The organism is Nostoc sp. (assembly GCF_036917355.1).
Lineage (GTDB): Bacteria > Cyanobacteriota > Cyanobacteriia > Cyanobacteriales > Nostocaceae > Nostoc.
Genome location: NZ_JBALDP010000074.1, coordinates 39,587 through 58,016 on the forward strand (window position 1 = coordinate 39,587; position 18,430 = coordinate 58,016).

Here is an 18,430-nt window from a genome sequence, read left to right on the forward strand (position 1 = left end):
AAATTTATATTGATCAACTTACTTCTTATAAATTAAAAGCTATATCTCTGGATGTTTGCAGTTAGCTGTAGCGAACTCACAGTCTTTGCTCAAGCTATTCGTAATCGTTCAATGTCCTTCATAGGAGGCGCACCAAACATCCGAGAATATTCGCGACTAAACTGTGAAGGACTTTCATACCCCACCTGATAGGCAGTATGGGTCGCATCGGCATTCTCGGCAAGCATCAGGTGACGCGCTTTCAATAGTCTTAATTGCTTTTGATATTGCAGCGGACTCATACAGGTGACTTCTTTGAAATGGCGATGGAACGAGGAAGGAGACATATTGGCTTGAAGAGCTAGATCCTCAACCCGCAGTGGCTTTGTAAAATCAGCCTTGATAAGTTTTATCACTTCAGCAATGCGCTGCATATTGCTGCCCGATGTGGCAATTTGGCGAACTGCTTCACCTTGTTCACCAATTAGCAAACGGTAGTAGATTTCGCGGACGATCATTGGTGCTAGGAATGGAATATCCTGCGGTGTGTCCAAAAGCCGTGTCAGCCTGATAGCACAATCAATCAACGATGGATCGGCATCGCTGATGAACCAGCCTCTAACCGAGTTTTCTTTCTTACCCATGCTTGGGTTAGTTTGAGCAATAATGTCACAGAGTTGAACGGGGTCTAAATCTAGCTTAAATCCTAGATACGGCTTCGCAGGTGTCGCCTCGATCGCACATCCACAGAGCGGTAAATCCACCGAAACCACTAGATATTGAGCCACGCCATACTGATAGGTTTCCTCATTTAGCAACACTTCTTTTTTGCCTTGAACGACAATGCCGAGAATTGGTTCGGCGACTCCCTGCATTGTGGCTGAAGTATCAGATTCCCGCATGAATTCTAACTGATTAATTGCCGTTGCATGAACACCGTTCCCCTTACCGTCAGTGTGCCGAGTCACTAATGCTGCCAGTTCGTCACACTTGCTGATTGCCGCTTCATAGTTGAGTGTTTCAATCACCATACTCAATTCCTGACTGATACCATCTTCATACGCTCATTATAGAGAATATTTCTCCCTTGCCAACGCCTGATTTGAGAGGATTAGGCAATCATCTGCGAGGTTTATGTATTTAGGGAAAAGCTTTTCAACCTTATGATGAACCCATGCTGAAAGACAAGGCTGAAAGGATGAGGCAATGAAGAGAAACAAGGCAAAAATTGCTTTAGTCACAGGAGCGAGCCAAGGACTGGCGAAAAAAGGGGTTGGTGTAATTGTGACGGATCGCAGCAGTGAGGCTAAAGTGAACAGTGTTGTTTCTGCGATCGCCTACTGTGGCCATTCACCCATCGCGGAAACCGATGAGTAAATACCCAAAGAATTGAAGTCTCTAGAGGCATGTTTATCTAAGTCAAATCAACCTCAACAGCAAGGACAGTCATCATGTTAAACGTAGAAAACAAAGTCATTGTTATTACTGGAGCCAGTAGTGGCATCGGTGAAGCCACTGCGAAGTTACTTGCTCAAAACGGTGCAAAGGTAGTTCTGGGAGCACGGCGTACAGAAAAGCTAGAAGCGATTGTCAAAGAGATCCGCGAGCAGGGAAACAGCGCAGAATTCAAAGCAGTGGATGTAACCGATCGCGAGGATGTGAAAGCATTCATCCACTTTGCATTAGACAAATTTGGTCGCGTCGATGTCATCTATAACAATGCAGGCGTGATGCCCTTGTCCCCAATGAATGCCCTGAAAGTTGAGGAGTGGGACACCATGATTGATGTAAATATCCGTGGCGTATTGAACGGCATTGCGGCTGGTTTACCGATCATGGAAGCACAAGGCGGCGGACAATTTATTAATACTGCATCGATCGGCGCACACATGGTGGCACCTACTGGCGTAGTTTATTGCGCGACAAAATACGCTGTTTGGGCAATATCTGAAGGGCTGCGTCAGGAATCGAAGAACATTCGCGTGACCATCATATCCCCTGGCGTAGTTGAGACCGAACTCGGCTCTGATATCACGGATGATGCAGCTAAAGGCTTCTTGAAAGAACTCCGCAAAACTGCCCTCACCCCTCAGGCGATCGCCCAATCTGTCTTATTTGCTGTGTCCCAACCGGATGATGTCGATGTCAACGAAATCATTGTCCGCCCGACAGCCAGCGCCTTCTAGGTATTGAAGACATCACTTCTGTGTCCTTTCTTTGCGTCATGAGCTTGATTGACACATACAAGACACTTTTACCATTCTGAGTACTCAGTACTCCTCTTCTTACTCAGCACTCAGCACTTTTAACTCAGTACTCTTCATCGACTTTGTTGTTTCAGCCAGAAAAGAAACCTATGAGCCTTACCGCCTTCCGCACTCTCGGACACTCCGGCTTGATCGTCAGCCCGCTCACCCTCGGCACCATGACCTTCGGCACCCCGCGATGGGGTGCGCCCGATGAGGTTTCTGAGTCCATCTTCCATGCTTATGTCGATGCTGGCGGCAACTTCATCGACACCGCCGATGTGTATGCCAAGGGTCGCAGCGAGGAACTGATTGGTAGCTATATCGCCGATCGCAGCCTGCGCGACCAACTAGTGCTTGCAACCAAGTTCAGCTTTCATGGCGGCGAATCGGGCAACGCGAATGCGGGCGGCAACGGACGTAAGAACATGCATCGGGCGCTTGAGGGTTCGCTGCGCCGCCTCCGTACCGACTACGTTGACCTCTACTGGATGCACACCTGGGATATGGTGACGCCCGTTGAAGAAGTACTACAGTCGCTCGGCGACCTGGTACGCGTCGGCAAGATCCGCTACTTCGGATTCTCAAATGTGCCAGCCTGGTACACTGCTTGAGCAATTACGATTTATACTTATCTAAAACCCTTGTTATATCTTATTTCCAGCCTAAACGTTGTTTTTTTCACGATTGCTAAACATACCCGAGTTTGCCTGAGATTGAGCAATCACCCGGCGCAAATGCTCTTGATGATCGTCACCCCATTTTCCCAACGCCTCGATCACCGGCAGTAAAGTTTCTCCAAACTCGGTTAATGTGTATTCAACCTTGGGGGGCAACTCGGCGTAAATCTTTTTTGAAATCAGCCCGTGTCCTTCCAGTTGATTCAACTGCACGTGCAACACCCTACGGGTCACTCCCGGAATCTTTCTTTCTAAGTCGCCGGGGCGCTTAATACCTTGCGAAATAAAATAGATGAGGTGGGTTTTCCACTTACCGTACAAGACTTCCCTGACGAGATCGAGCCCGCAATTCAGTTCTATCGGAATCTTTCTTTTGTACATCATCGCCACATCCTAAGCTCGACTTTATGGGGGTAAATGAGCAATCGTACAGAAAGTTACGCTAAGGCTGTAATCATTACTGGATAAGCATTCTGCAAATCGATATGTTTTACAATTCTCGATGTACCAATTAACCTATAGGCTATTTGGTGCAACAATTTAATATGGCTCATCTTGGCTTTGAAGCTCCTAAATTTTATAGACTTCAATTGGTACAGTTTTATCCGTGGCGATGCCTGCGGCGGCAAGCTACGCACTATTGAAAACAGCCCATTAATCCCTTTTAACTTGGAATTTATAGGTGTGTTTGTCAAGCACCAAATCATCGAGGAGCCGTGTGAAGTTAACGTTTCATGCACGGTTTTGTAGCCGAGTCAGGGGGGTGACTTCCTGGCTTAGGCATCCACTTAACGTAACTTTCGGAATCACTGCTCATTTGACCCCTATTACAGCGATTTACGCCGATATTGGGGGATGACGACCACTATCTTTCATTGAAGTCTCTTTGACACGAACGCACAATCTGTTCGCGTTGAAGAGACTTTTCCTTAGACTCCCGGAACTGTCAAACTCTGGGAGTCCCCCAGCAGAGCTGGGGAAGTACCTAAGGTACTAACGCATGAGTGATATTTGATACTTTTCAGACATCCTATAACAAAATTCATTGTATCAAATTGTCATAGGGATAATTTTATCTCCTTTGGACTTCATTATCAGTATTTTCAGCCTGTTACCACTGCTCGATAATTTCAACATGAACACAAATACAAACATATTCAACATGAATACAAATACAACTACAAACATCCGAATTGATTCCACCGAACTACTCGGCAAAAAAGTTTTGGTAACAGGCGGGACAAAAGGCATAGGCGAAGCGATCGCTACACGACTGAGGCAAGCCGGTGCAACGGTCATAACTACCGCTCGTTCAATTCCTGAAAACCTTCAATCGCCTGACCTGTTCATAGGGACTGACCTCAGCACGCCCGATGGGGCGAACAAACTTGTGCAGGAAGTACTCGCTCGTTTTGGCAGTGTGGACATCCTAATTAACAATGTCGGCGGCTCCTCTGCGCCAAGTGGTGGCGCGCTTGCCCTGACAGATGGTGATTGGCAGCAGGCATTCAATGACAATTTATTCGCTGCCGTCCGTTTGGATCGGGCGTTTCTGCCCCGGATGCTTGAACAGAAGTCAGGTGTCATCATCCATATCTCGTCGATTCAGAGTCGGCTCCCGCTTTACGACGCGACATTAGCGTATGCGGCGGCAAAAGCGGCGCTGGCAAGCTACAGCAAAGGGCTGTCAAACGAAGTTGCGCCCCAGGGAGTGCGTGTCAACACCGTCGCGCCCGGCTTCATCGAAACGAAGGCGGCTGAGAGACTCATCGAGAGATTAGCTCAACAGTCCGGCACAGACCTTGATGCTCAACGCCAAGGGCTGATGGACTCACTCGGAGGAATCCCGATGGGACGACCGGGCCGCCCCGAAGAGGTCGCGGAGCTTGTCGCTTTTCTGGTGTCCGACCGCGCCTCTTACATCACAGGCGCTGAATATGTCATTGACGGAGGAACGATCCCGACCGTCTAACGCCCAAGCGAGAACAAATCAACATTACAAAATTTGGAGGTACTTCTCTCATGGTGAACCAACACTACGATTTCATCGTCTGCGGCGCAGGCCCTGCGGGTTCAGTAATAGCGGCAAGGCTTGCCGAAGACAAACAAGTTAATGTGTTGCTAATCGAAGCAGGTGGAACGGATGAAGTGCCAGAGGTGATGACTCCGGCACAATGGCCGCTGAATCTTGGATCAGAACGTGACTGGGCCTTCGTTGCACAGCCCAACGTGCATCTGAACGGACGCTCAATCCCACTGAATATGGGCAAGGTACTGGGGGGAGGCTCAAGTATCAACGTCCTGGTGTGGGCACGAGGCCACAAGAATGATTGGAACTACTTCGCTGAGGCTTCCGGCGATCCGGCGTGGGGGTATGAATCCGTCCTGGATATCTATCGCCGTATCGAAAACTGGCAGGGAGCGAGTGACCCTGCGCGTCGGGGAACAGGCGGCCCTGTTTATGTGGAATCCGCCGCCAATCCCCAGCCCATTGCACAGGCTATGGTTGAGGCTGCAAACAGCATGGGTATTCCGCGTTTCGAGAGTCCCAACGGCGAAATGATGGAAGGGCGCGGAGGCGCTGCTATAAACGATCTCATTATCCAAAACGGATGTCGTTCTTCCATCTTTCGGTCGTATGTTTATCCTCTCCTGAATCAGCCGAACTTATCGGTCTTAACTCACACTATTGTCAGCAAGCTTATCTTTAATAGCAGGTCTGTCATCGGAGTTGAGGTGATCCAGGATGGCAGGCGCAATCAGTACTACGCTTCGGAGGAAGTCATTCTCTCTCTCGGCGCAATCAATACGCCGAAGGTTCTCCTTCAATCCGGAATCGGGCCGGAAGAGGAACTTCGCAGGCACGGAATACCAGTTGTTCAGCACCTTCCTGGGGTTGGACAGAATCATCAAGACCACGTTTCGTTTGGCTGCATCTTTGAATACCGTGAGCCTCAGAAGATTGGCAATGGCGGCTCGGAAGCTACTCTTTACTGGACTAGCGATCGCAACCTCAAGCAGCCCGACATGTTTCACTGCCAGGTTGAGTTTCCGGTGCCCAGTGCAGATACGGCTCACCTTGGGGTTCCAGCGCACGGTTGGACGATGTTTGCGGGTCTGTCGCACCCTAAAAGCCGGGGCACGGTGCGGCTTTCCGGCCCTGACGTAAACGATCCGGTGCTAATCGATGCAAACACTCTGTCGCACCCCGATGACCTGAAAGCCGCATTCACAAACATCGAACTTTGCCGTGACCTCGGCAATAGTACCGTCTTCGAGAAGCTTGTGAAACGTGAAGCGCTGCCAGGCAAACTAGGTCGAAGCGAAATGGAGAACTTCGCCCGCAACGCAGCGGTTACATACTGGCATCAGTCGTGTACTGCCAAGATGGGGCAAGATTCCATGTCCGTAGTCGATGGTAATCTGAAAGTCTATGGCATCAATAAGCTGCGCGTGGCGGATGCTTCCATCATGCCTGAGATCACAAGTGGAAATACGATGGCCCCCTGCGTCGTGATCGGTGAACGAGCAGCAGACATCCTCAAGAAGGCGTACCGGATGACATCCTGCCAGGCGGTGGAAGTGACTGGCTGAGGGGGGTCTAGTAGTTCGCCAAGTGAACTTGGCGGGGTAAAGGGGAAGGGGGAATGGGTAAAGGGTTTAAATCCCTTACCCTTTCCCCTTTCCCCAGTCCTCACTTAGCATTTTTGGATTGGCAGACTACTAGGAAGTGCGGTGTTTCGGTCGCAAGAACCTAACAGTCCTTACCCTTTCGGTTATTTCCGAACCAAGGTGTGTCCGAAACATAAGCTTAATCGTTGAGTGCATAGTCTCAAGTAATGCACTTGACCACTGCGATCAGCTACGCTGGGCGGTTACGCCATCGCTCCTCAGTAAATACTGCTGTATCAAGAGTCGGCAGTCGCGTCATTATCAGTGGTAGAGTATTTAGAAGCAATAAAATAATTATTTTTGCTTGGTAATTAATTAGATTTTGCTACGGGATTATGAGAATACTACACAGCAATTTGCTCCCAGCTAGAATTCTCCTCAAGAATATCTATTTCATCAAGAGAAAGTATTTTAGGTTGCATTTGTTGTAGGTCACGCAGTACCATTTCGGTATCCTCAGCATTAAATTTATAGTACTCAGTTAAACTGCCGATAGGATAATTTAAGCACTGATAGCGGTGTTTGAAATACAGTTCAACATTACCTCTATGCTCCCAAATTCCTAATACTCTAATAGCAACACTGGAATAATGAGCAAGTAAATCAATTTTTACTTCTGCTACTCGCTTGACAACGGATCTTTGGGTTACTCCTATCTTGTACAGAGTGCCAATATTCGTTTCAATCTCTAAAAAATATAGGCTAGAGGATAGAATACGTTGAAGTTGAGCGCGGTAGAGTTTTAAATCAGTAAGTCGATATGCTAAATCTGGAGCATTTTTGTATTCGGCGTGTTTAAAAGCTAGCTCAAATTTCAGCAGTTTTTTAAGTAATAGTGGCTCCTGTACATCATTGAACCGTGCAAACTCTAGCGCTCCAACAGGAATTTTACCCAAATCACTAAATTCATACTCAGGTGGGGTTAAGTATAGATTTTTTCTTAACACTCCTGCTTTGAGTAAACTAGAAGTAATTAAGTAGGAACTAATAGGGTAATTTTTGGCTCCGTACTCCTGCCAAAGCAGCTTTAACTGTGCCAAATCCTTGCCAGATAATTGAACGTTGAAATTGTCATAGAGTGGCAGAGTAGGGAATTCTCGGTTAGCTATGGGGCGGCAGGTTTCTTCATTATGAGCAAAATGATGCTCTTTCACCTTGCCTTTTTTAGCAGTTAGACTGCTATTACAGTAAGGACACTGAAGTGAAGTCTTCCCCCTATTGATATTTTCAATACATATCAAGATACCTTCTTCATTTACACCATATTTTAGCCACATTGCCACACCATTACTGAATACTTAAAGTTGCTCTTACTAGTGTGCTTTAACTTTTCCAATATGTCTCTATGTTCTGGAGTAATATAATGTTGATTTTAAGAATTAATGCACCAATTAAAACCCCTCCAAGGTTGGAGAAGTAAAGTAGCTTTTTAAAGGCTGTACTGAAACTATGCTTTATTCAAAGTTGCCAAGACCCATCATGTGATAAGCAATAACAGCAGTATCAAAGGGTTGCAGAGAATTGATATTTATGGAATTACTGGGTAAAGTAATTGATGTTTCACTCTTGTTAGAAGTAGCTGTTTGATTGTTAGCGATTCTAGGTAGTAAAATAGAACCAACAAAATTTGCTAAATTGAGTGAATTAGCGAGTTTCATAGGTGATTCTGTGTTGGTTATTGAATATATATATATAACTGAAATAATCTAACAACTTATGCATCACAGTTAATCATTTGTAGGTGCGATCGCCTGACTAAAAAACTAAAGAGATGGGGGCAACACCGAATAGCCCGCCGCAGGCATCGCTCTTTTTTCCTCTCTACGAGACGCTGAACGCGAGCGCTTGAATGAAGGGCGATAAGCAAGAGCGACATGGCTGGCGCTTACCACAATTCCTGTTATTCAATTTTTTATTCCTGAACCACCAACTCTTGCAGCAAGGCATCATTTATCCTTTGTGCCTCTTTTCCAGTACTTTCCTTGATGTCAAAAGCCTGCTGCACCACAGCTTGAACTGACTCTGGCAATGATTCAAATTTTTCCGAATTGAGTATAACGATGCGGCAACCTGGGTAAGGCATAAAATCAGTAAAGGGTTCCATGCCCGATTTAATCAGAGTTTTGCTAAGTTCCGCGATGGGATGATGAGGCTTTTGGTTGTCCTCACTGCCGTTGATTTCTGATGCCATGTAGCCGCAAAACCAACTCAAAGTGTCAATATCTTTCTGCAATGCTGCCAAAATCCCCGTTACTACTCGTTGGTTGAGGTTGACAGGTAAATAAATCAAAGATGCTGTCTAAGGCTTCTGGGTGTCGCTTGTGGCAATAACGCACCGCAGATTCAATAAGTTTATCGATTTTAGTAGGTTGAGATTGCCCAAATCCCTTTGCACACATGGCACTGCCTCAAAATTTACGTGCTGGAAGACGCGATTTTAACAGAATTAGTGGGGCGATGAGCAGGAGCCGGGAGTACATTTATTTCGCAACACTGCCCGGTAAAACCGTTTGCTGGCAGCAACATCAGCAACTCGTAGATGAACATGGTCAATCAGGCGACCTCGATGGAATTCCATAGTGTTATCTTGCCTCTAAAAATGAGTCATTCTCTGGTCAAGCATTGTTCTGGTTGAGTTGCTGCTCAAGCTGCTCATCCCAGAAGGCGGCTTCTATTTTGTGTCCATCTGGATCGCGCACAAAGCAGCCGTAATACGGCTCACTATAGTCGGGTCTGGCACCGGGGGCACCATCGTCTTTACCTCCTGCCGCTAATGCTGCCTCATAGAAGGCGTGAACTGCTTCTTTTGTAGGAGCAATAAAACCGATGTGAGTTCCATTGCCAACGGTTGCAGGTTGCCCGTCGAAGGGAGTTCCCACCCAAAATTCGGGATACTGTTTGCCATAGGCGATCGCCCCCGGATGCTCCATAAATCGCTTACAGCCCAATGTTGGCAACACAGCATCATAGAAGGCGATCGCTCGTTTAAAATCATTAGTACCAATCGAAACGTGCGAGAGAATGCTGGGATTGTTATCCATGTCGGAATCCTCTATCAGTTGAGGTGGATGTGGATGTGCCAGAGAGCCGCTCGGTGATTTGCTGCACCCGAACACAACTTGATGAAACGATTGGATTATAACAGTACTAGAGTACTAAGCCGACTTGTCTTCTTTTGCCTTTTGTTAAGTTACAAGTTCACCCTGTTAGAAGATTTTTCATTTCTTTTTCCACGGCATCATGAATGCCTGGCGCTTTAAACTGTTGTAAACCCTTAGCCGGACTGAATGTTAGGTTGAACTTCGCGCAACCGACGTTCCAGAAAACGACGCTCACTGTCATTTGTCACTAATTCTAGTGCCCGTGTATAGCTCTGGGTCGCTTCCTCTAATGCTCCAACACGCCGGAATAAATCTGCACGGGTGGCATGAAAGAGATGATAGCTGTCCAGTTCTGGAGCAAGGCGATCAATCAGTCCAAATGCGGCTTGAGGACTGTCTGCCATTGCGATCGCCACTGCTCGGTTCAAGGTAACAATGGGTGAGGGCTGCAAGCGTTCCAACACCTCATAGAGCCGCACGATCTGCGCCCAGTCTGTTTCTTCGGCGCGGGTTGCCTGACAATGGAGGGCGGCGATCGCTGCTTGCAGGGCATACACTCCGGTTCCAAAGAGCAACGCTTCCTCTACCAGAGGTAACGCTTCAGCAATCTGTAGATGGTTCCAACGACTGCGATCCTGATCTTCTAGCAAAATCAAATCGCCTGCCTCATCTAGACGCGCATTGCGCCGCGAATCATGCAATAACATCAGCGCCACCAGTGCTGTGACTTCAGATGGGGGTTGGGGTGCTAGCAATTGCCGCACCAGTTGCCCCAAGCGAATCGCTTCGATGCAGAGGTCAGCCCGCACGATGGCATCTCCTTTGGTTGCGGCATAGCCTTCGTTGAAGATGAGATAGATGACTGTCAGGACTGCCTCTATCCGGGGAGCGAGATCAGTCGTCTTAGGTACTTTGTAAGGAATGCCTGCGTCTCGAATTTTGCGTTTAGCACGAACTAACCGCTGTGCCATTGTTGCAGTCGGTATAAGAAAGGCGCGGGCAATTTCGTCGGTTTCCAGTCCACCCAACATTCGGAGGGTCAACGCTACTTGAGTTTCCTTTGCCAGTGCCGGGTGACAGCAGGTAAAGATTAATCGCAGGCGATCGTCTCCAATTTCATCACTGTCATAGGTTGGTTCTTCAGTGGATGGAATTAAGCCAGATGCCGCATACCACTCCAGTTTTTCGGTCAGTTTCGTGCGTCGTCGGAGGCGATCAATCGCCTTGTACCGGGCAGTTCGGATAATCCAGGCACGGGGACGATCGGGAATACCGTCGCTTTCCCACTGATTCACTGCCGCTGTAAATGCTGCCTGTGCAGCTTCTTCAGCTACATCAAAATCTCCGACCAGCCGAATCAGAATAGCAACAATGCGCCCCCATTCAGTTCGATAAAGGGCAGCAATTGCTTGAGCCACATCTGTTTTTGGGATTGAAGCCATACCTTTGACAAAAAGACATAAAGAATTTTGGGCAAGGTGTCGATTTGAGCAATTGCCGTTCGACTAACTGATAAAGGGAGATAAGTTCAATTGTACTAGACAAAATTTTTGCACTCAGGTGTCAATTTGGACAATTCCCGCTCGACTTAATCACAAAGGAGGCAACCGAATGAAATATTTGCTGCTGATTTATATGGACGAAAACGCCATGAGCGACACCGAGCGGGAGCATTGCTATGGGGAATCTGCTCAACTCGCCCAGCACTTGCATACTCAAGGACAATTTCTGGCGACGGCTCCACTCCATCCTGTTGCAACCGCAACCAGTGTCCAAGTCCGTGATGGCAAATCACTCGTGACCGATGGACCATTTGCCGAAACCCGCGAACAATTGGGTGGATTCTTCCTCATTAATGCTCAGGATTTGGATGAAGCCATTGCGATCGCCACCCGCATCCCAGGTGCAAAAGTCGGCACTGTCGAAATCCGTCCTGTCATCGAAGTTGCGGGACTACCAGCACAGCCCTGACCGAAGAGGCGGAGGGGCAGGGGGCAGGGAGCAGGGGGAGCAATCCCTGTCCCGTTCGCGCAGCGTCTCCAAGAGTTGCCGTGAAGCGGAGCGGAACATGGGTATCAAGCCCTGCCCTTCCAGGGCGTTCTTGATTGGTGGGAGTGCAAGCTCCTTCCAATCCTCCCCCCTGCTCCCTGCTCCCTGCCCCCCTGCCTCTTTTGACCGTCCTTAACCGCTTAAACTCAAGGAGAACCCTCATGCAAAACAATTCCAAAATCACTCCCTGTTTATGGTTTGATGATCAAGCCGAAGCCGCCGCTCAGTTTTATACGTCGATTTTTCGCAATTCCAAAATTGTCCACGTCAGCCGATATGGAGACGCTGGACAGGAAATTCACGGAAAACCAGCCGGAGCCGTCATGACTGTCAGCTTTGAACTTGATGGTCAGCCGTTCACAGCACTCAACGGTGGTCCGACCTTCAAATTTAACGAGGCGATTTCCTTCCAAATCTTTTGCGATACCCAGGCGGACGTGGACGATTACTGGCAAAAATTGTCTGCCGGTGGGGATGAAACCGCACAACAATGCGGCTGGCTCAAAGACAAATACGGCGTTTCCTGGCAAATTATTCCTCGCATTCTGATTGAGTTACTCAACCACCCCGACGCGGCAACCTCTCAAAAAGTGACCACTACTATGCTGCAAATGAAGAAGATCGAGATTGATGAACTCAAGCGTGTCGCTGCTGGTTAGCGGTTCCTTGGGAGTTGCGCTTTGCGCTAATCAGCACACCCAACCCCTCGCAATCTAACTCAAAACCATTCAATAGGAGATTTCACAATGAAAGTCATAGTCTTTGTCAAAGCAACCCAAGACTCCGAAACTGGGGTCATGCCGAGCGAACAGCTTTTAACTGAAATGGGGCAGTACAACGAAGAATTAGCCAGGGCAGGTATCTTGCTCGCCGCTGAGGGGTTGCATCCTAGCTCAAAAGGGGTGCGAGTTCACTTTTCAGGAAGCGATCGCACCGTCACCCAGGGACCTTTCACTCCAGCGCAGGAGCTAGTGGCAGGGTACTGGCTGTGGCAGGTGAACTCAATGGACGAGGCAGTTGCTTGGGTAAAGCGCTGCCCTAACCCTATGCCAGAAGACTCCGAGATTGAGATTCGTCCCGTATTCGAGGCAGAGGATTTTGGTGAAGTCCTGACACCCGCCTTAAGGGAGCAGTCAGACCGCATTCGCGCTCAGGTTGAAACGCAGCAGCAAGAGTAACGTCAACAAGAAGGGTGTAGGGGGTAGGGTGTGGGGTGTAGGGAAGACTGCATTGGTCGGGGCTTGAACCCCCAGCTATCGTCTTGACTCATACGGGGCTTGTAACCAAGAGTGTTGTTGGGGCTAAATATTCACTACACCCCACACCCCACACCCCGCCCCAACGGGGCTTGGTCATCAGCAACCGCGCAAATGATGTTCATGTGCGAACGATCCGCTCATCAAAACGCAGAATCGATTACAAAAGGAGAAATCAATGCAACTCAATTCTTACCTGATGTTCAATGGCAACTGTGAGGCAGCGTTCAAGTTCTATGAACAATGTCTGGGTGGGAAGATAACTATGATGATGACACACAAAGAAGCACCTTCTGCCGAAAATGTGTCACCGGAATGGCAGGACAAAATCATGCACGCTTGCCTTGAACTAGATGATCGCCTCCTGATGGGATCTGACTGCCCACCAGGATACTTTGAAACCCCGCAAGGTTTCTACGTACAAATTAGCGTTCCTGAAATCGCTGAGGCAGAACGGCTTTTTCACGCTCTAGCAGAAAACGGCAAGGTGAAGATGGCGATCGCGCAAACGTTCTGGTCATCGCGCTTTGGCATGTTGACCGATCAGTTTGGGACACCGTGGATGATCAACTGCGAACAAACCATCTGAGCCGAATGGCACGCTTGAAAAGCGAAAATCGTTGAGACAGCAGGGGAGAAAGAAGAAATTTTAAGCATTGCGTTCAGATATTTAGAAATTCCCCTCTGCACCCCTGCCCCTCTGCAATTCTTACGCTGCCTACCCTTCAGCTTAACAAGCGTGCCATTCGTCCTTTGTCCTTTGTAAATAGCCACTGACCACTGACCAACAACTAACTACACTAGGAGAAACCATGAGTACTCAAATTTTCGTCAACCTACCCGTCAAATATCTCCAGCAATCGATCGAGTTTTTCACAAAACTTGGCTTTCAGTTCAACCCCCAATTTACCGATGAAACGGCTACCTGCATGATTGTGTCCGAAACCATCTTTGTGATGCTTTTGACGCATGAGAAATTCAAAACATTCACGCCGAACCCGATTTGCGATGCCACAAAAAGTACCGAAGTGTTGACGTGCTTATCAGTTGAGAGCCGAGAAAAAGTGGATCAGCTGGTTCGTGAAGCCGTTGCTGCTGGTGGCACAACCTACAACGAACCTCAAGACCACGGATTTATGTACGCGCATGGATTTCAGGATTTAGATGGTCACATTTGGGAACTGATTTACATGGAACCCGAAGCAACCCATCCAGTTGAGGCCAAAAGGGAAGGAGCAGGAGTGTAAACCACAACAGAACAACCAGTGGAACACAAAGAAAGCGAACTCATCAAAACATGAGTACACCCATTCATACAAGAAGATTAAAGATATTTGCACATCACTGAGGTTGATTCATGAAACTCTATGAATTTGCTCCCACACGATCAATTCGGGTTCGCTGGGTTCTCCAGGAACTTGGGGTGGAATTTGAAGCAATCTCCATCAACATGCGGGCAGGTGAACACCGTACACCCGATTTTCTCACCATCAATCCCACTGGCAAGCTCCCTGTACTCGTCGATGGCGAACATATCATCACTGAATCCGTAGCCATTGCTTTGTACCTCGGTGAGAAGTACCCAGAATCTAACTTGGTGCCTACAGACTTGCTTCTGCGAGCACAGCTTTATCGTTGGCTCCTCTTTACTGCCACCGAATTGGAACAGCCGCTATGGCGTATCGCTCGCCACACGTTTATATACCCAGAAGAGTTGAGATTGGCTGCTGAAATACCTCTTGCTCGGCAAGACTTCACCAGTATGGCTGTCGTTTTAGAGAACCATCTGTTGGATCGGCAGTTTGTAGTGGGTGAACACGTCACAGTGGCTGATTTTGTGCTTGCTTACACACTGGATTGGGCGAACGAAGTTCAGCTACTCGCTACTTTCCCCACGCTGGTGGACTACATGGAACGAATGTACAAACGACCAAAGGCATCTGGGCGAATCGCAGCTGCACTTGCAAGTCTCAATCATACCTCACAATGATTCGTGATCTGATCAGCCGTTTGGGTATCAGCCAGAGTGAAGTCTGGTAGATATTGTTTTACAGAGACATCCAGGACATCCAGGTTAATTTTTCCAGCTTCTACCAATTGCAGCGCTGCGATCGCTGTAAAAGATTTACTCAGTGAAGCGATCGGAAATTGAGTTTGTGGGGTGATAGGTTGCTGAACGTCCGCTTTGCCATAGCCTTTGGAATGGATTGACATCGCGACACTCCTTGAATTACGTTGCTCCTTCTTCCAAAAAGCTCAATTAACCGAACTGGTCAAAGGAAATAAATGCTCCCATGATTCTCTGGTAAGCTGCCACTTAATCTGGCTCCACCCTTGCATCTGCATCCAGCTGGAACCAGGTTGTGTACCGATCGCCTGGAATCCGTAACGTTCTGCTAGCCGGGATACTCTCAGGTTAGCACTCACAGAAAGACCAATAATTTCCTTTAGTTCCAAATCGCGGAACCCAAAATCAATCAGAGCTTTCCCAACTTCGATTGCATAGGCATAACGCCCCCAGTGCTGGGGTGCTAGCTCAATTCCAAGTTCTGCCTGCCCGGCAGCATAGCCATCCTGCCGCAATCCACCACAGCCAATTAACTCCAGATTGCGGCGATCGACGATCGCCAACTGGTAATTGCATTGAGGAACTTCGGTTGCCCATTGTATGAACCGTTGAAACAGTTGATAAGTAAAGTCCGGTGTCACTTCTTCCGGTGAACAGAACTCGGCATAACGAGGATCAGCGTGATAAGCAAGGAATGCAGGCTCATCCTCCTGAACAAAGTCACGGAGAAGAAATCGTTTGGTGGTAATGTCCATAGCCATGTTTTAGGAAAGCGATCGACTCTGGGTTCCTTCACCAGGCGTGATAAATAACACTGAACTGGGAGTACGAACCTTTGCTGTATGCCAGACTCCGCGTGGCACCAAAATGTACTGACCGGGAGTGTTGAGAGACACAATTACTTCACCTCTATCTTGCTCCAGCACGAAATCAATCTGTCCAGATAAAAGGCAGACAAATTCCTCTCCGGCAGGGTGTCTTTCCCAACTATCCCAGTCTTGCTCGAATGTGTAGTGGGAAATCAACCGTTTTCCCTTAAAGTCTCCAAATTGCTGTTCTAGCTTTTCGTAGAAGCGATCGCTGTTAGCGATCAAAATTGCATTGTTAGCATCATCCAGGACAACAAAAGTTGAGTTGATATTTTGGGGAGTGATTTCACTCATGATTCGATGACTCCTGCTGTAAGAATGAATAACGATTAACCTCGGAAACCAACTAACGCCTTTCGTCCGTCTGCTACGAAGTTGGGCTGCTGGCATACCTATACCCAATCTTCAACCGTTAAAGCCCAGCGTTCATGGTCACGCCATTCTCCATTGATTTTGAGGTATCGTCGAGAGAAGCCCTCCTTCGTGAAACCGAGTCGCTCTACCAAATGAATGGATGCCCTGTTTTGGGGCTGAATACGATGCAAACCGAGTGTACAAAAAGCGTAATCAATCGCTAAACGCACACCCTCTGACATCAACCCCTGACCTGAAAAATTTACGTCAACGTAATAACCGAGATAAGCATTTTGAAACGCTCGGTAGAAGATTTGACTGAAATTTGCGACTCCAATAATTTCAGCGCTATCTGTGTGACAAATTAGTAAGCCTTCAAAGTCCTCATTTTGGCAACGATTGATATAGTTTGTTGCACTCCTGCTCGTTGAGTGGAGGAAAAGCCCAGAGGAAATGGAACTCTTTGCTTCGGGAAGGATGTATTGTAATGTTTTCTCTTTCGTTTACCCATTGAGCCATTGCAATGTCTATCGCCTTGCCGCCTAAACGTCTACGCACTCAACTTTAATGCTACCGTTGATTATTTGGTAGGCTTCTTTACCAAAGAGCAACTCCTGTTTGTGACAGTACGTACACCACAAGACCAACGTATTATTTTTACCTATGTTTATCAGGAGTATCACCCACAAAAATCATCCACCCGGATATCCCGCCAAATGTCAGAAATCTGCCAGCCAGAGTTGCCAACAGACTGTACTGGAGGATTTTCAAGGAATGGAATATAGTCAGGTTCTCTTGGAAGAAGAATTGCTGCTGGTTGCTCATCAACTACAGGGGCTGAAGAATTGACGGTATCAGCTTGAAGATTTTGGTCTTCAGCGTGTTGGATTTCCATCATTTTCTTCAGAGTCAGCTTGTCGGATTTTTTGATGATCTTCATATCTATTAAAAGTTTTCATTCACTGCTCCCCAAAGGCATCGGCTGAAAATCTGGATGACAGCAAAGTTGTGAGAAATTGGGTGTTAATAATTGCACGGAATAAACAAGATACAGCAAATCTATGGAAAATACGAGTCCCTCGCTGAGGAATTTATCAATTGGATACACATAATGTATTAAATTAGACATTTTGCCTACTACTTCGATTTATCCTCAACTCCAACCCCAAACGCTGCTCACATACAACAAATAACCAAGACTTAAAAACAGAGTCAGGAAATCCAACCCCCTCACTGAGGTTGCCTACGCGTGATCGCTCTGGTATAGTTGCGACTGTGGGGGTTTTTGCCATAAACGATCAATACAGTTGCAATATAGTTGCGTACCTCTACTAAACGAATGGTTCGGCCATCTCAATAGCCCGTTTGTAGGCTTTCTGGTTGCAATATAGTTGCGTACCTCTACTAAACGAATGGGCCTTACTGTTCTTACTGGGCACCATACTTGGTTGCTCTGGCAGCGATCGCAACCTATAAGCGATATGCTTCAATTCACCACAGTTTTATGCCAAGCGATATAGTTTTTACCGTCCTGTTTCACCTATCTGATCTGCATCGTCTGCTACTCCATTGCGAAAGCGTACTTCTAAGCCGTGTTCTGGGTCCCAGTCACACTCAGCTATCAACTTAAAGCTAGCAATATCTAGGTCATACTCCACATAGATATATGAGAAAGTGACTTGATCCCAGACCTGAATCGGATTAGCCAACAGTGGCATTGACTCATCTCCAATCATGTCACGATATACATCATAATTTTGCAGCACCAGAGGAGCAGTGATGTGTAACACATCGGGTGGCAAGGCTAGAGCTTGCCGAATAGCTTCACGCTGAAGCGATGAAAGTTCCCCAATTTGCCCCTGTTCAAAATCCACACAAATCGGTACACGGCGATCGCCCAAAACAGCACATTGTGCTAAAGTCCAGTAGTTATCTTCCAATGTCATCTGTCCAAACTCAGCATCGTAATAACTTCTTGGGGATTTCATCATCTTCAGATAATACCTTTATTCTGGGTTTCCCTAGCAACTCTAAAAACTAGTGAAAATTTTACTTTGAAATTAGTCGTACTTTTTGAGCGACAATATCGATAGTTAAAGTTAAGTTCTGTATCCCTAACCAGCTTCTCCTTTTAGGAATTCCCATTCACTAAAAAT

The 18,430-nt window shown here is 47.4% G+C and carries 27 protein-coding genes; 13 read left to right on the forward strand and 14 right to left on the reverse strand.

The genetic code is table 11. The annotated features are described in order from the left end of the window. Window positions 1-89 precede the first annotated feature (89 nt). A complete protein-coding gene (locus V7K53_RS24195; protein ID WP_335200082.1) occupies window positions 90-1,010 on the reverse strand; it encodes an AraC family transcriptional regulator in 921 nt (306 codons plus the stop codon). A 175-nt stretch (window positions 1,011-1,185) separates the two neighbouring features. Between V7K53_RS24195 and V7K53_RS24200 the strand changes: the two genes are divergently transcribed. From V7K53_RS24200 to V7K53_RS24210, 3 genes are all read left to right on the forward strand, one after another. Continuing rightward, the gene (locus V7K53_RS24200) at window positions 1,186-1,356 is read left to right on the forward strand and encodes a hypothetical protein (RefSeq protein ID WP_229550924.1); all 171 of its coding nucleotides are present in this window, start codon (window positions 1,186-1,188) and stop codon (window positions 1,354-1,356) included. Between the two features lie 74 nt (window positions 1,357-1,430). Further along, on the forward strand, window positions 1,431-2,165 hold the full coding sequence (locus V7K53_RS24205) for an SDR family oxidoreductase (RefSeq protein ID WP_335200083.1): 735 nt from the start codon (window positions 1,431-1,433) through the stop codon (window positions 2,163-2,165). 170 nt (window positions 2,166-2,335) lie between these two features. Beyond that, window positions 2,336-2,839: an aldo/keto reductase gene (locus V7K53_RS24210; RefSeq protein ID WP_335200084.1), complete on the forward strand. Its 504-nt coding sequence runs from the start codon at window positions 2,336-2,338 to the stop codon at window positions 2,837-2,839. 51 nt (window positions 2,840-2,890) lie between these two features. Here V7K53_RS24210 and V7K53_RS24215 read toward each other — a convergent pair whose 3' ends face one another. Beyond that, complete coding sequence (locus V7K53_RS24215; protein WP_335200085.1) at window positions 2,891-3,289, reverse strand: winged helix-turn-helix transcriptional regulator; 399 nt, start codon at window positions 3,287-3,289, stop codon at window positions 2,891-2,893. A 661-nt stretch (window positions 3,290-3,950) separates the two neighbouring features. On the opposite strand from V7K53_RS24215, the gene V7K53_RS24220 reads away from it, so the two are divergent. The 3 genes from V7K53_RS24220 to V7K53_RS24230 all read left to right on the forward strand — a co-directional run bounded on the left by V7K53_RS24220 (window position 3,951) and on the right by V7K53_RS24230 (window position 6,888). Next, window positions 3,951-4,877 carry an SDR family oxidoreductase gene (locus tag V7K53_RS24220; protein ID WP_335200086.1) on the forward strand — a complete coding sequence of 309 codons (927 nt, stop codon included), beginning with the start codon at window positions 3,951-3,953 and terminating at the stop codon, window positions 4,875-4,877. 50 nt (window positions 4,878-4,927) lie between these two features. After that, the gene (locus V7K53_RS24225; RefSeq protein WP_335200087.1) at window positions 4,928-6,499 is read left to right on the forward strand and encodes a GMC family oxidoreductase; all 1,572 of its coding nucleotides are present in this window, start codon (window positions 4,928-4,930) and stop codon (window positions 6,497-6,499) included. A gap of 245 nt (window positions 6,500-6,744) precedes the next feature. Then, entirely contained in the window at window positions 6,745-6,888 is a 144-nt protein-coding gene (locus V7K53_RS24230) for a hypothetical protein (RefSeq protein ID WP_335200088.1), read from the forward strand. A gap of 33 nt (window positions 6,889-6,921) precedes the next feature. Here V7K53_RS24230 and V7K53_RS24235 read toward each other — a convergent pair whose 3' ends face one another. The 3 genes from V7K53_RS24235 to V7K53_RS24245 all read right to left on the reverse strand — a co-directional run bounded on the left by V7K53_RS24235 (window position 6,922) and on the right by V7K53_RS24245 (window position 8,867). Next, entirely contained in the window at window positions 6,922-7,854 is a 933-nt protein-coding gene (locus V7K53_RS24235) for a competence protein CoiA family protein (protein ID WP_335200156.1), read from the reverse strand. A 177-nt stretch (window positions 7,855-8,031) separates the two neighbouring features. Then, the gene (locus tag V7K53_RS24240; RefSeq protein ID WP_335200089.1) at window positions 8,032-8,235 is read right to left on the reverse strand and encodes a hypothetical protein; all 204 of its coding nucleotides are present in this window, start codon (window positions 8,233-8,235) and stop codon (window positions 8,032-8,034) included. A gap of 254 nt (window positions 8,236-8,489) precedes the next feature. Then, window positions 8,490-8,867 carry a hypothetical protein gene (locus V7K53_RS24245; RefSeq protein ID WP_335200090.1) on the reverse strand — a complete coding sequence of 126 codons (378 nt, stop codon included), beginning with the start codon at window positions 8,865-8,867 and terminating at the stop codon, window positions 8,490-8,492. 107 nt (window positions 8,868-8,974) lie between these two features. Here V7K53_RS24245 and V7K53_RS24250 point away from each other — a divergent pair, with 107 nt between their 5' ends. Beyond that, window positions 8,975-9,157, forward strand: a complete 183-nt coding sequence (locus tag V7K53_RS24250; protein WP_322733498.1) for a hypothetical protein — start codon at window positions 8,975-8,977, stop codon at window positions 9,155-9,157. A 35-nt stretch (window positions 9,158-9,192) separates the two neighbouring features. Here the strand turns inward: V7K53_RS24250 and V7K53_RS24255 are convergent, their stop codons facing one another. Together V7K53_RS24255 and V7K53_RS24260 are read right to left on the reverse strand one after the other, a co-directional pair. Beyond that, entirely contained in the window at window positions 9,193-9,618 is a 426-nt protein-coding gene (locus V7K53_RS24255) for a VOC family protein (protein WP_335200091.1), read from the reverse strand. Between the two features lie 233 nt (window positions 9,619-9,851). After that, window positions 9,852-11,120, reverse strand: a complete 1,269-nt coding sequence (locus V7K53_RS24260) for an RNA polymerase sigma factor (protein ID WP_335200092.1) — start codon at window positions 11,118-11,120, stop codon at window positions 9,852-9,854. Window positions 11,121-11,238: 118 nt separating this feature from the next. Here V7K53_RS24260 and V7K53_RS24265 point away from each other — a divergent pair, with 118 nt between their 5' ends. The 6 genes from V7K53_RS24265 to V7K53_RS24290 all read left to right on the forward strand — a co-directional run bounded on the left by V7K53_RS24265 (window position 11,239) and on the right by V7K53_RS24290 (window position 14,973). Continuing rightward, the gene (locus V7K53_RS24265) at window positions 11,239-11,649 is read left to right on the forward strand and encodes a YciI family protein (protein WP_335200093.1); all 411 of its coding nucleotides are present in this window, start codon (window positions 11,239-11,241) and stop codon (window positions 11,647-11,649) included. A gap of 239 nt (window positions 11,650-11,888) precedes the next feature. Continuing rightward, on the forward strand, window positions 11,889-12,386 hold the full coding sequence (locus V7K53_RS24270) for a VOC family protein (RefSeq protein ID WP_335200094.1): 498 nt from the start codon (window positions 11,889-11,891) through the stop codon (window positions 12,384-12,386). A gap of 87 nt (window positions 12,387-12,473) precedes the next feature. After that, window positions 12,474-12,905 (forward strand): YciI family protein, encoded by a 432-nt coding sequence (locus V7K53_RS24275; RefSeq protein WP_335200095.1) that lies wholly within the window; start codon window positions 12,474-12,476, stop codon window positions 12,903-12,905. A gap of 256 nt (window positions 12,906-13,161) precedes the next feature. Further along, complete coding sequence (locus V7K53_RS24280; protein WP_094332174.1) at window positions 13,162-13,572, forward strand: VOC family protein; 411 nt, start codon at window positions 13,162-13,164, stop codon at window positions 13,570-13,572. Between the two features lie 223 nt (window positions 13,573-13,795). After that, window positions 13,796-14,230, forward strand: a complete 435-nt coding sequence (locus V7K53_RS24285) for a VOC family protein (RefSeq protein ID WP_335200096.1) — start codon at window positions 13,796-13,798, stop codon at window positions 14,228-14,230. A 110-nt stretch (window positions 14,231-14,340) separates the two neighbouring features. Further along, window positions 14,341-14,973, forward strand: coding sequence for a glutathione S-transferase family protein (locus V7K53_RS24290; protein ID WP_335200097.1), 633 nt, complete (start codon window positions 14,341-14,343; stop codon window positions 14,971-14,973). On the opposite strand, the gene V7K53_RS24295 is transcribed toward V7K53_RS24290, so the two are convergent. The 7 genes from V7K53_RS24295 to V7K53_RS24325 all read right to left on the reverse strand — a co-directional run bounded on the left by V7K53_RS24295 (window position 14,958) and on the right by V7K53_RS24325 (window position 18,265). Next, the gene (locus V7K53_RS24295; RefSeq protein ID WP_335200098.1) at window positions 14,958-15,197 is read right to left on the reverse strand and encodes a serine hydrolase domain-containing protein; all 240 of its coding nucleotides are present in this window, start codon (window positions 15,195-15,197) and stop codon (window positions 14,958-14,960) included. The genes V7K53_RS24290 and V7K53_RS24295 overlap by 16 nt on opposite strands. Window positions 15,198-15,239: 42 nt before the next feature. Then, window positions 15,240-15,812 (reverse strand): GNAT family N-acetyltransferase, encoded by a 573-nt coding sequence (locus V7K53_RS24300; RefSeq protein WP_335200099.1) that lies wholly within the window; start codon window positions 15,810-15,812, stop codon window positions 15,240-15,242. A gap of 3 nt (window positions 15,813-15,815) precedes the next feature. After that, window positions 15,816-16,214 (reverse strand): cupin domain-containing protein, encoded by a 399-nt coding sequence (locus tag V7K53_RS24305; protein ID WP_335200100.1) that lies wholly within the window; start codon window positions 16,212-16,214, stop codon window positions 15,816-15,818. Between the two features lie 98 nt (window positions 16,215-16,312). After that, on the reverse strand, window positions 16,313-16,753 hold the full coding sequence (locus V7K53_RS24310) for a GNAT family N-acetyltransferase (RefSeq protein ID WP_335200157.1): 441 nt from the start codon (window positions 16,751-16,753) through the stop codon (window positions 16,313-16,315). A gap of 200 nt (window positions 16,754-16,953) precedes the next feature. Continuing rightward, window positions 16,954-17,214 (reverse strand): hypothetical protein, encoded by a 261-nt coding sequence (locus tag V7K53_RS24315; RefSeq protein ID WP_335200101.1) that lies wholly within the window; start codon window positions 17,212-17,214, stop codon window positions 16,954-16,956. 15 nt (window positions 17,215-17,229) lie between these two features. Further along, window positions 17,230-17,403 carry a hypothetical protein gene (locus V7K53_RS24320; protein ID WP_335200102.1) on the reverse strand — a complete coding sequence of 58 codons (174 nt, stop codon included), beginning with the start codon at window positions 17,401-17,403 and terminating at the stop codon, window positions 17,230-17,232. Window positions 17,404-17,797: 394 nt separating this feature from the next. After that, on the reverse strand, window positions 17,798-18,265 hold the full coding sequence (locus tag V7K53_RS24325; protein ID WP_335200103.1) for a DUF6985 domain-containing protein: 468 nt from the start codon (window positions 18,263-18,265) through the stop codon (window positions 17,798-17,800). Window positions 18,266-18,430: the final 165 nt, after the last annotated feature.

Coding starts and splice junctions, on each gene's coding strand:
- V7K53_RS24325 (WP_335200103.1), bottom strand. CDS start 18,265: ATGATGAAATCCCCAAGAAGTTATTACGATGCTGAGTTTGGACAGATG.
- V7K53_RS24210 (WP_335200084.1), top strand. CDS start 2,336: ATGAGCCTTACCGCCTTCCGCACTCTCGGACACTCCGGCTTGATCGTC.
- V7K53_RS24315 (WP_335200101.1), bottom strand. CDS start 17,214: ATGAAGATCATCAAAAAATCCGACAAGCTGACTCTGAAGAAAATGATG.
- V7K53_RS24250 (WP_322733498.1), top strand. CDS start 8,975: ATGGCACTGCCTCAAAATTTACGTGCTGGAAGACGCGATTTTAACAGA.
- V7K53_RS24290 (WP_335200097.1), top strand. CDS start 14,341: ATGAAACTCTATGAATTTGCTCCCACACGATCAATTCGGGTTCGCTGG.
- V7K53_RS24255 (WP_335200091.1), bottom strand. CDS start 9,618: ATGGATAACAATCCCAGCATTCTCTCGCACGTTTCGATTGGTACTAAT.
- V7K53_RS24300 (WP_335200099.1), bottom strand. CDS start 15,812: ATGGCTATGGACATTACCACCAAACGATTTCTTCTCCGTGACTTTGTT.
- V7K53_RS24260 (WP_335200092.1), bottom strand. CDS start 11,120: ATGGCTTCAATCCCAAAAACAGATGTGGCTCAAGCAATTGCTGCCCTT.
- V7K53_RS24280 (WP_094332174.1), top strand. CDS start 13,162: ATGCAACTCAATTCTTACCTGATGTTCAATGGCAACTGTGAGGCAGCG.
- V7K53_RS24230 (WP_335200088.1), top strand. CDS start 6,745: ATGCACTTGACCACTGCGATCAGCTACGCTGGGCGGTTACGCCATCGC.
- V7K53_RS24320 (WP_335200102.1), bottom strand. CDS start 17,403: ATGTCTAATTTAATACATTATGTGTATCCAATTGATAAATTCCTCAGC.
- V7K53_RS24195 (WP_335200082.1), bottom strand. CDS start 1,010: ATGGTGATTGAAACACTCAACTATGAAGCGGCAATCAGCAAGTGTGAC.
- V7K53_RS24215 (WP_335200085.1), bottom strand. CDS start 3,289: ATGATGTACAAAAGAAAGATTCCGATAGAACTGAATTGCGGGCTCGAT.
- V7K53_RS24270 (WP_335200094.1), top strand. CDS start 11,889: ATGCAAAACAATTCCAAAATCACTCCCTGTTTATGGTTTGATGATCAA.
- V7K53_RS24285 (WP_335200096.1), top strand. CDS start 13,796: ATGAGTACTCAAATTTTCGTCAACCTACCCGTCAAATATCTCCAGCAA.
- V7K53_RS24200 (WP_229550924.1), top strand. CDS start 1,186: ATGAAGAGAAACAAGGCAAAAATTGCTTTAGTCACAGGAGCGAGCCAA.
- V7K53_RS24240 (WP_335200089.1), bottom strand. CDS start 8,235: ATGAAACTCGCTAATTCACTCAATTTAGCAAATTTTGTTGGTTCTATT.
- V7K53_RS24235 (WP_335200156.1), bottom strand. CDS start 7,854: ATGTGGCTAAAATATGGTGTAAATGAAGAAGGTATCTTGATATGTATT.
- V7K53_RS24275 (WP_335200095.1), top strand. CDS start 12,474: ATGAAAGTCATAGTCTTTGTCAAAGCAACCCAAGACTCCGAAACTGGG.
- V7K53_RS24225 (WP_335200087.1), top strand. CDS start 4,928: ATGGTGAACCAACACTACGATTTCATCGTCTGCGGCGCAGGCCCTGCG.
- V7K53_RS24305 (WP_335200100.1), bottom strand. CDS start 16,214: ATGAGTGAAATCACTCCCCAAAATATCAACTCAACTTTTGTTGTCCTG.
- V7K53_RS24295 (WP_335200098.1), bottom strand. CDS start 15,197: ATGTCAATCCATTCCAAAGGCTATGGCAAAGCGGACGTTCAGCAACCT.
- V7K53_RS24205 (WP_335200083.1), top strand. CDS start 1,431: ATGTTAAACGTAGAAAACAAAGTCATTGTTATTACTGGAGCCAGTAGT.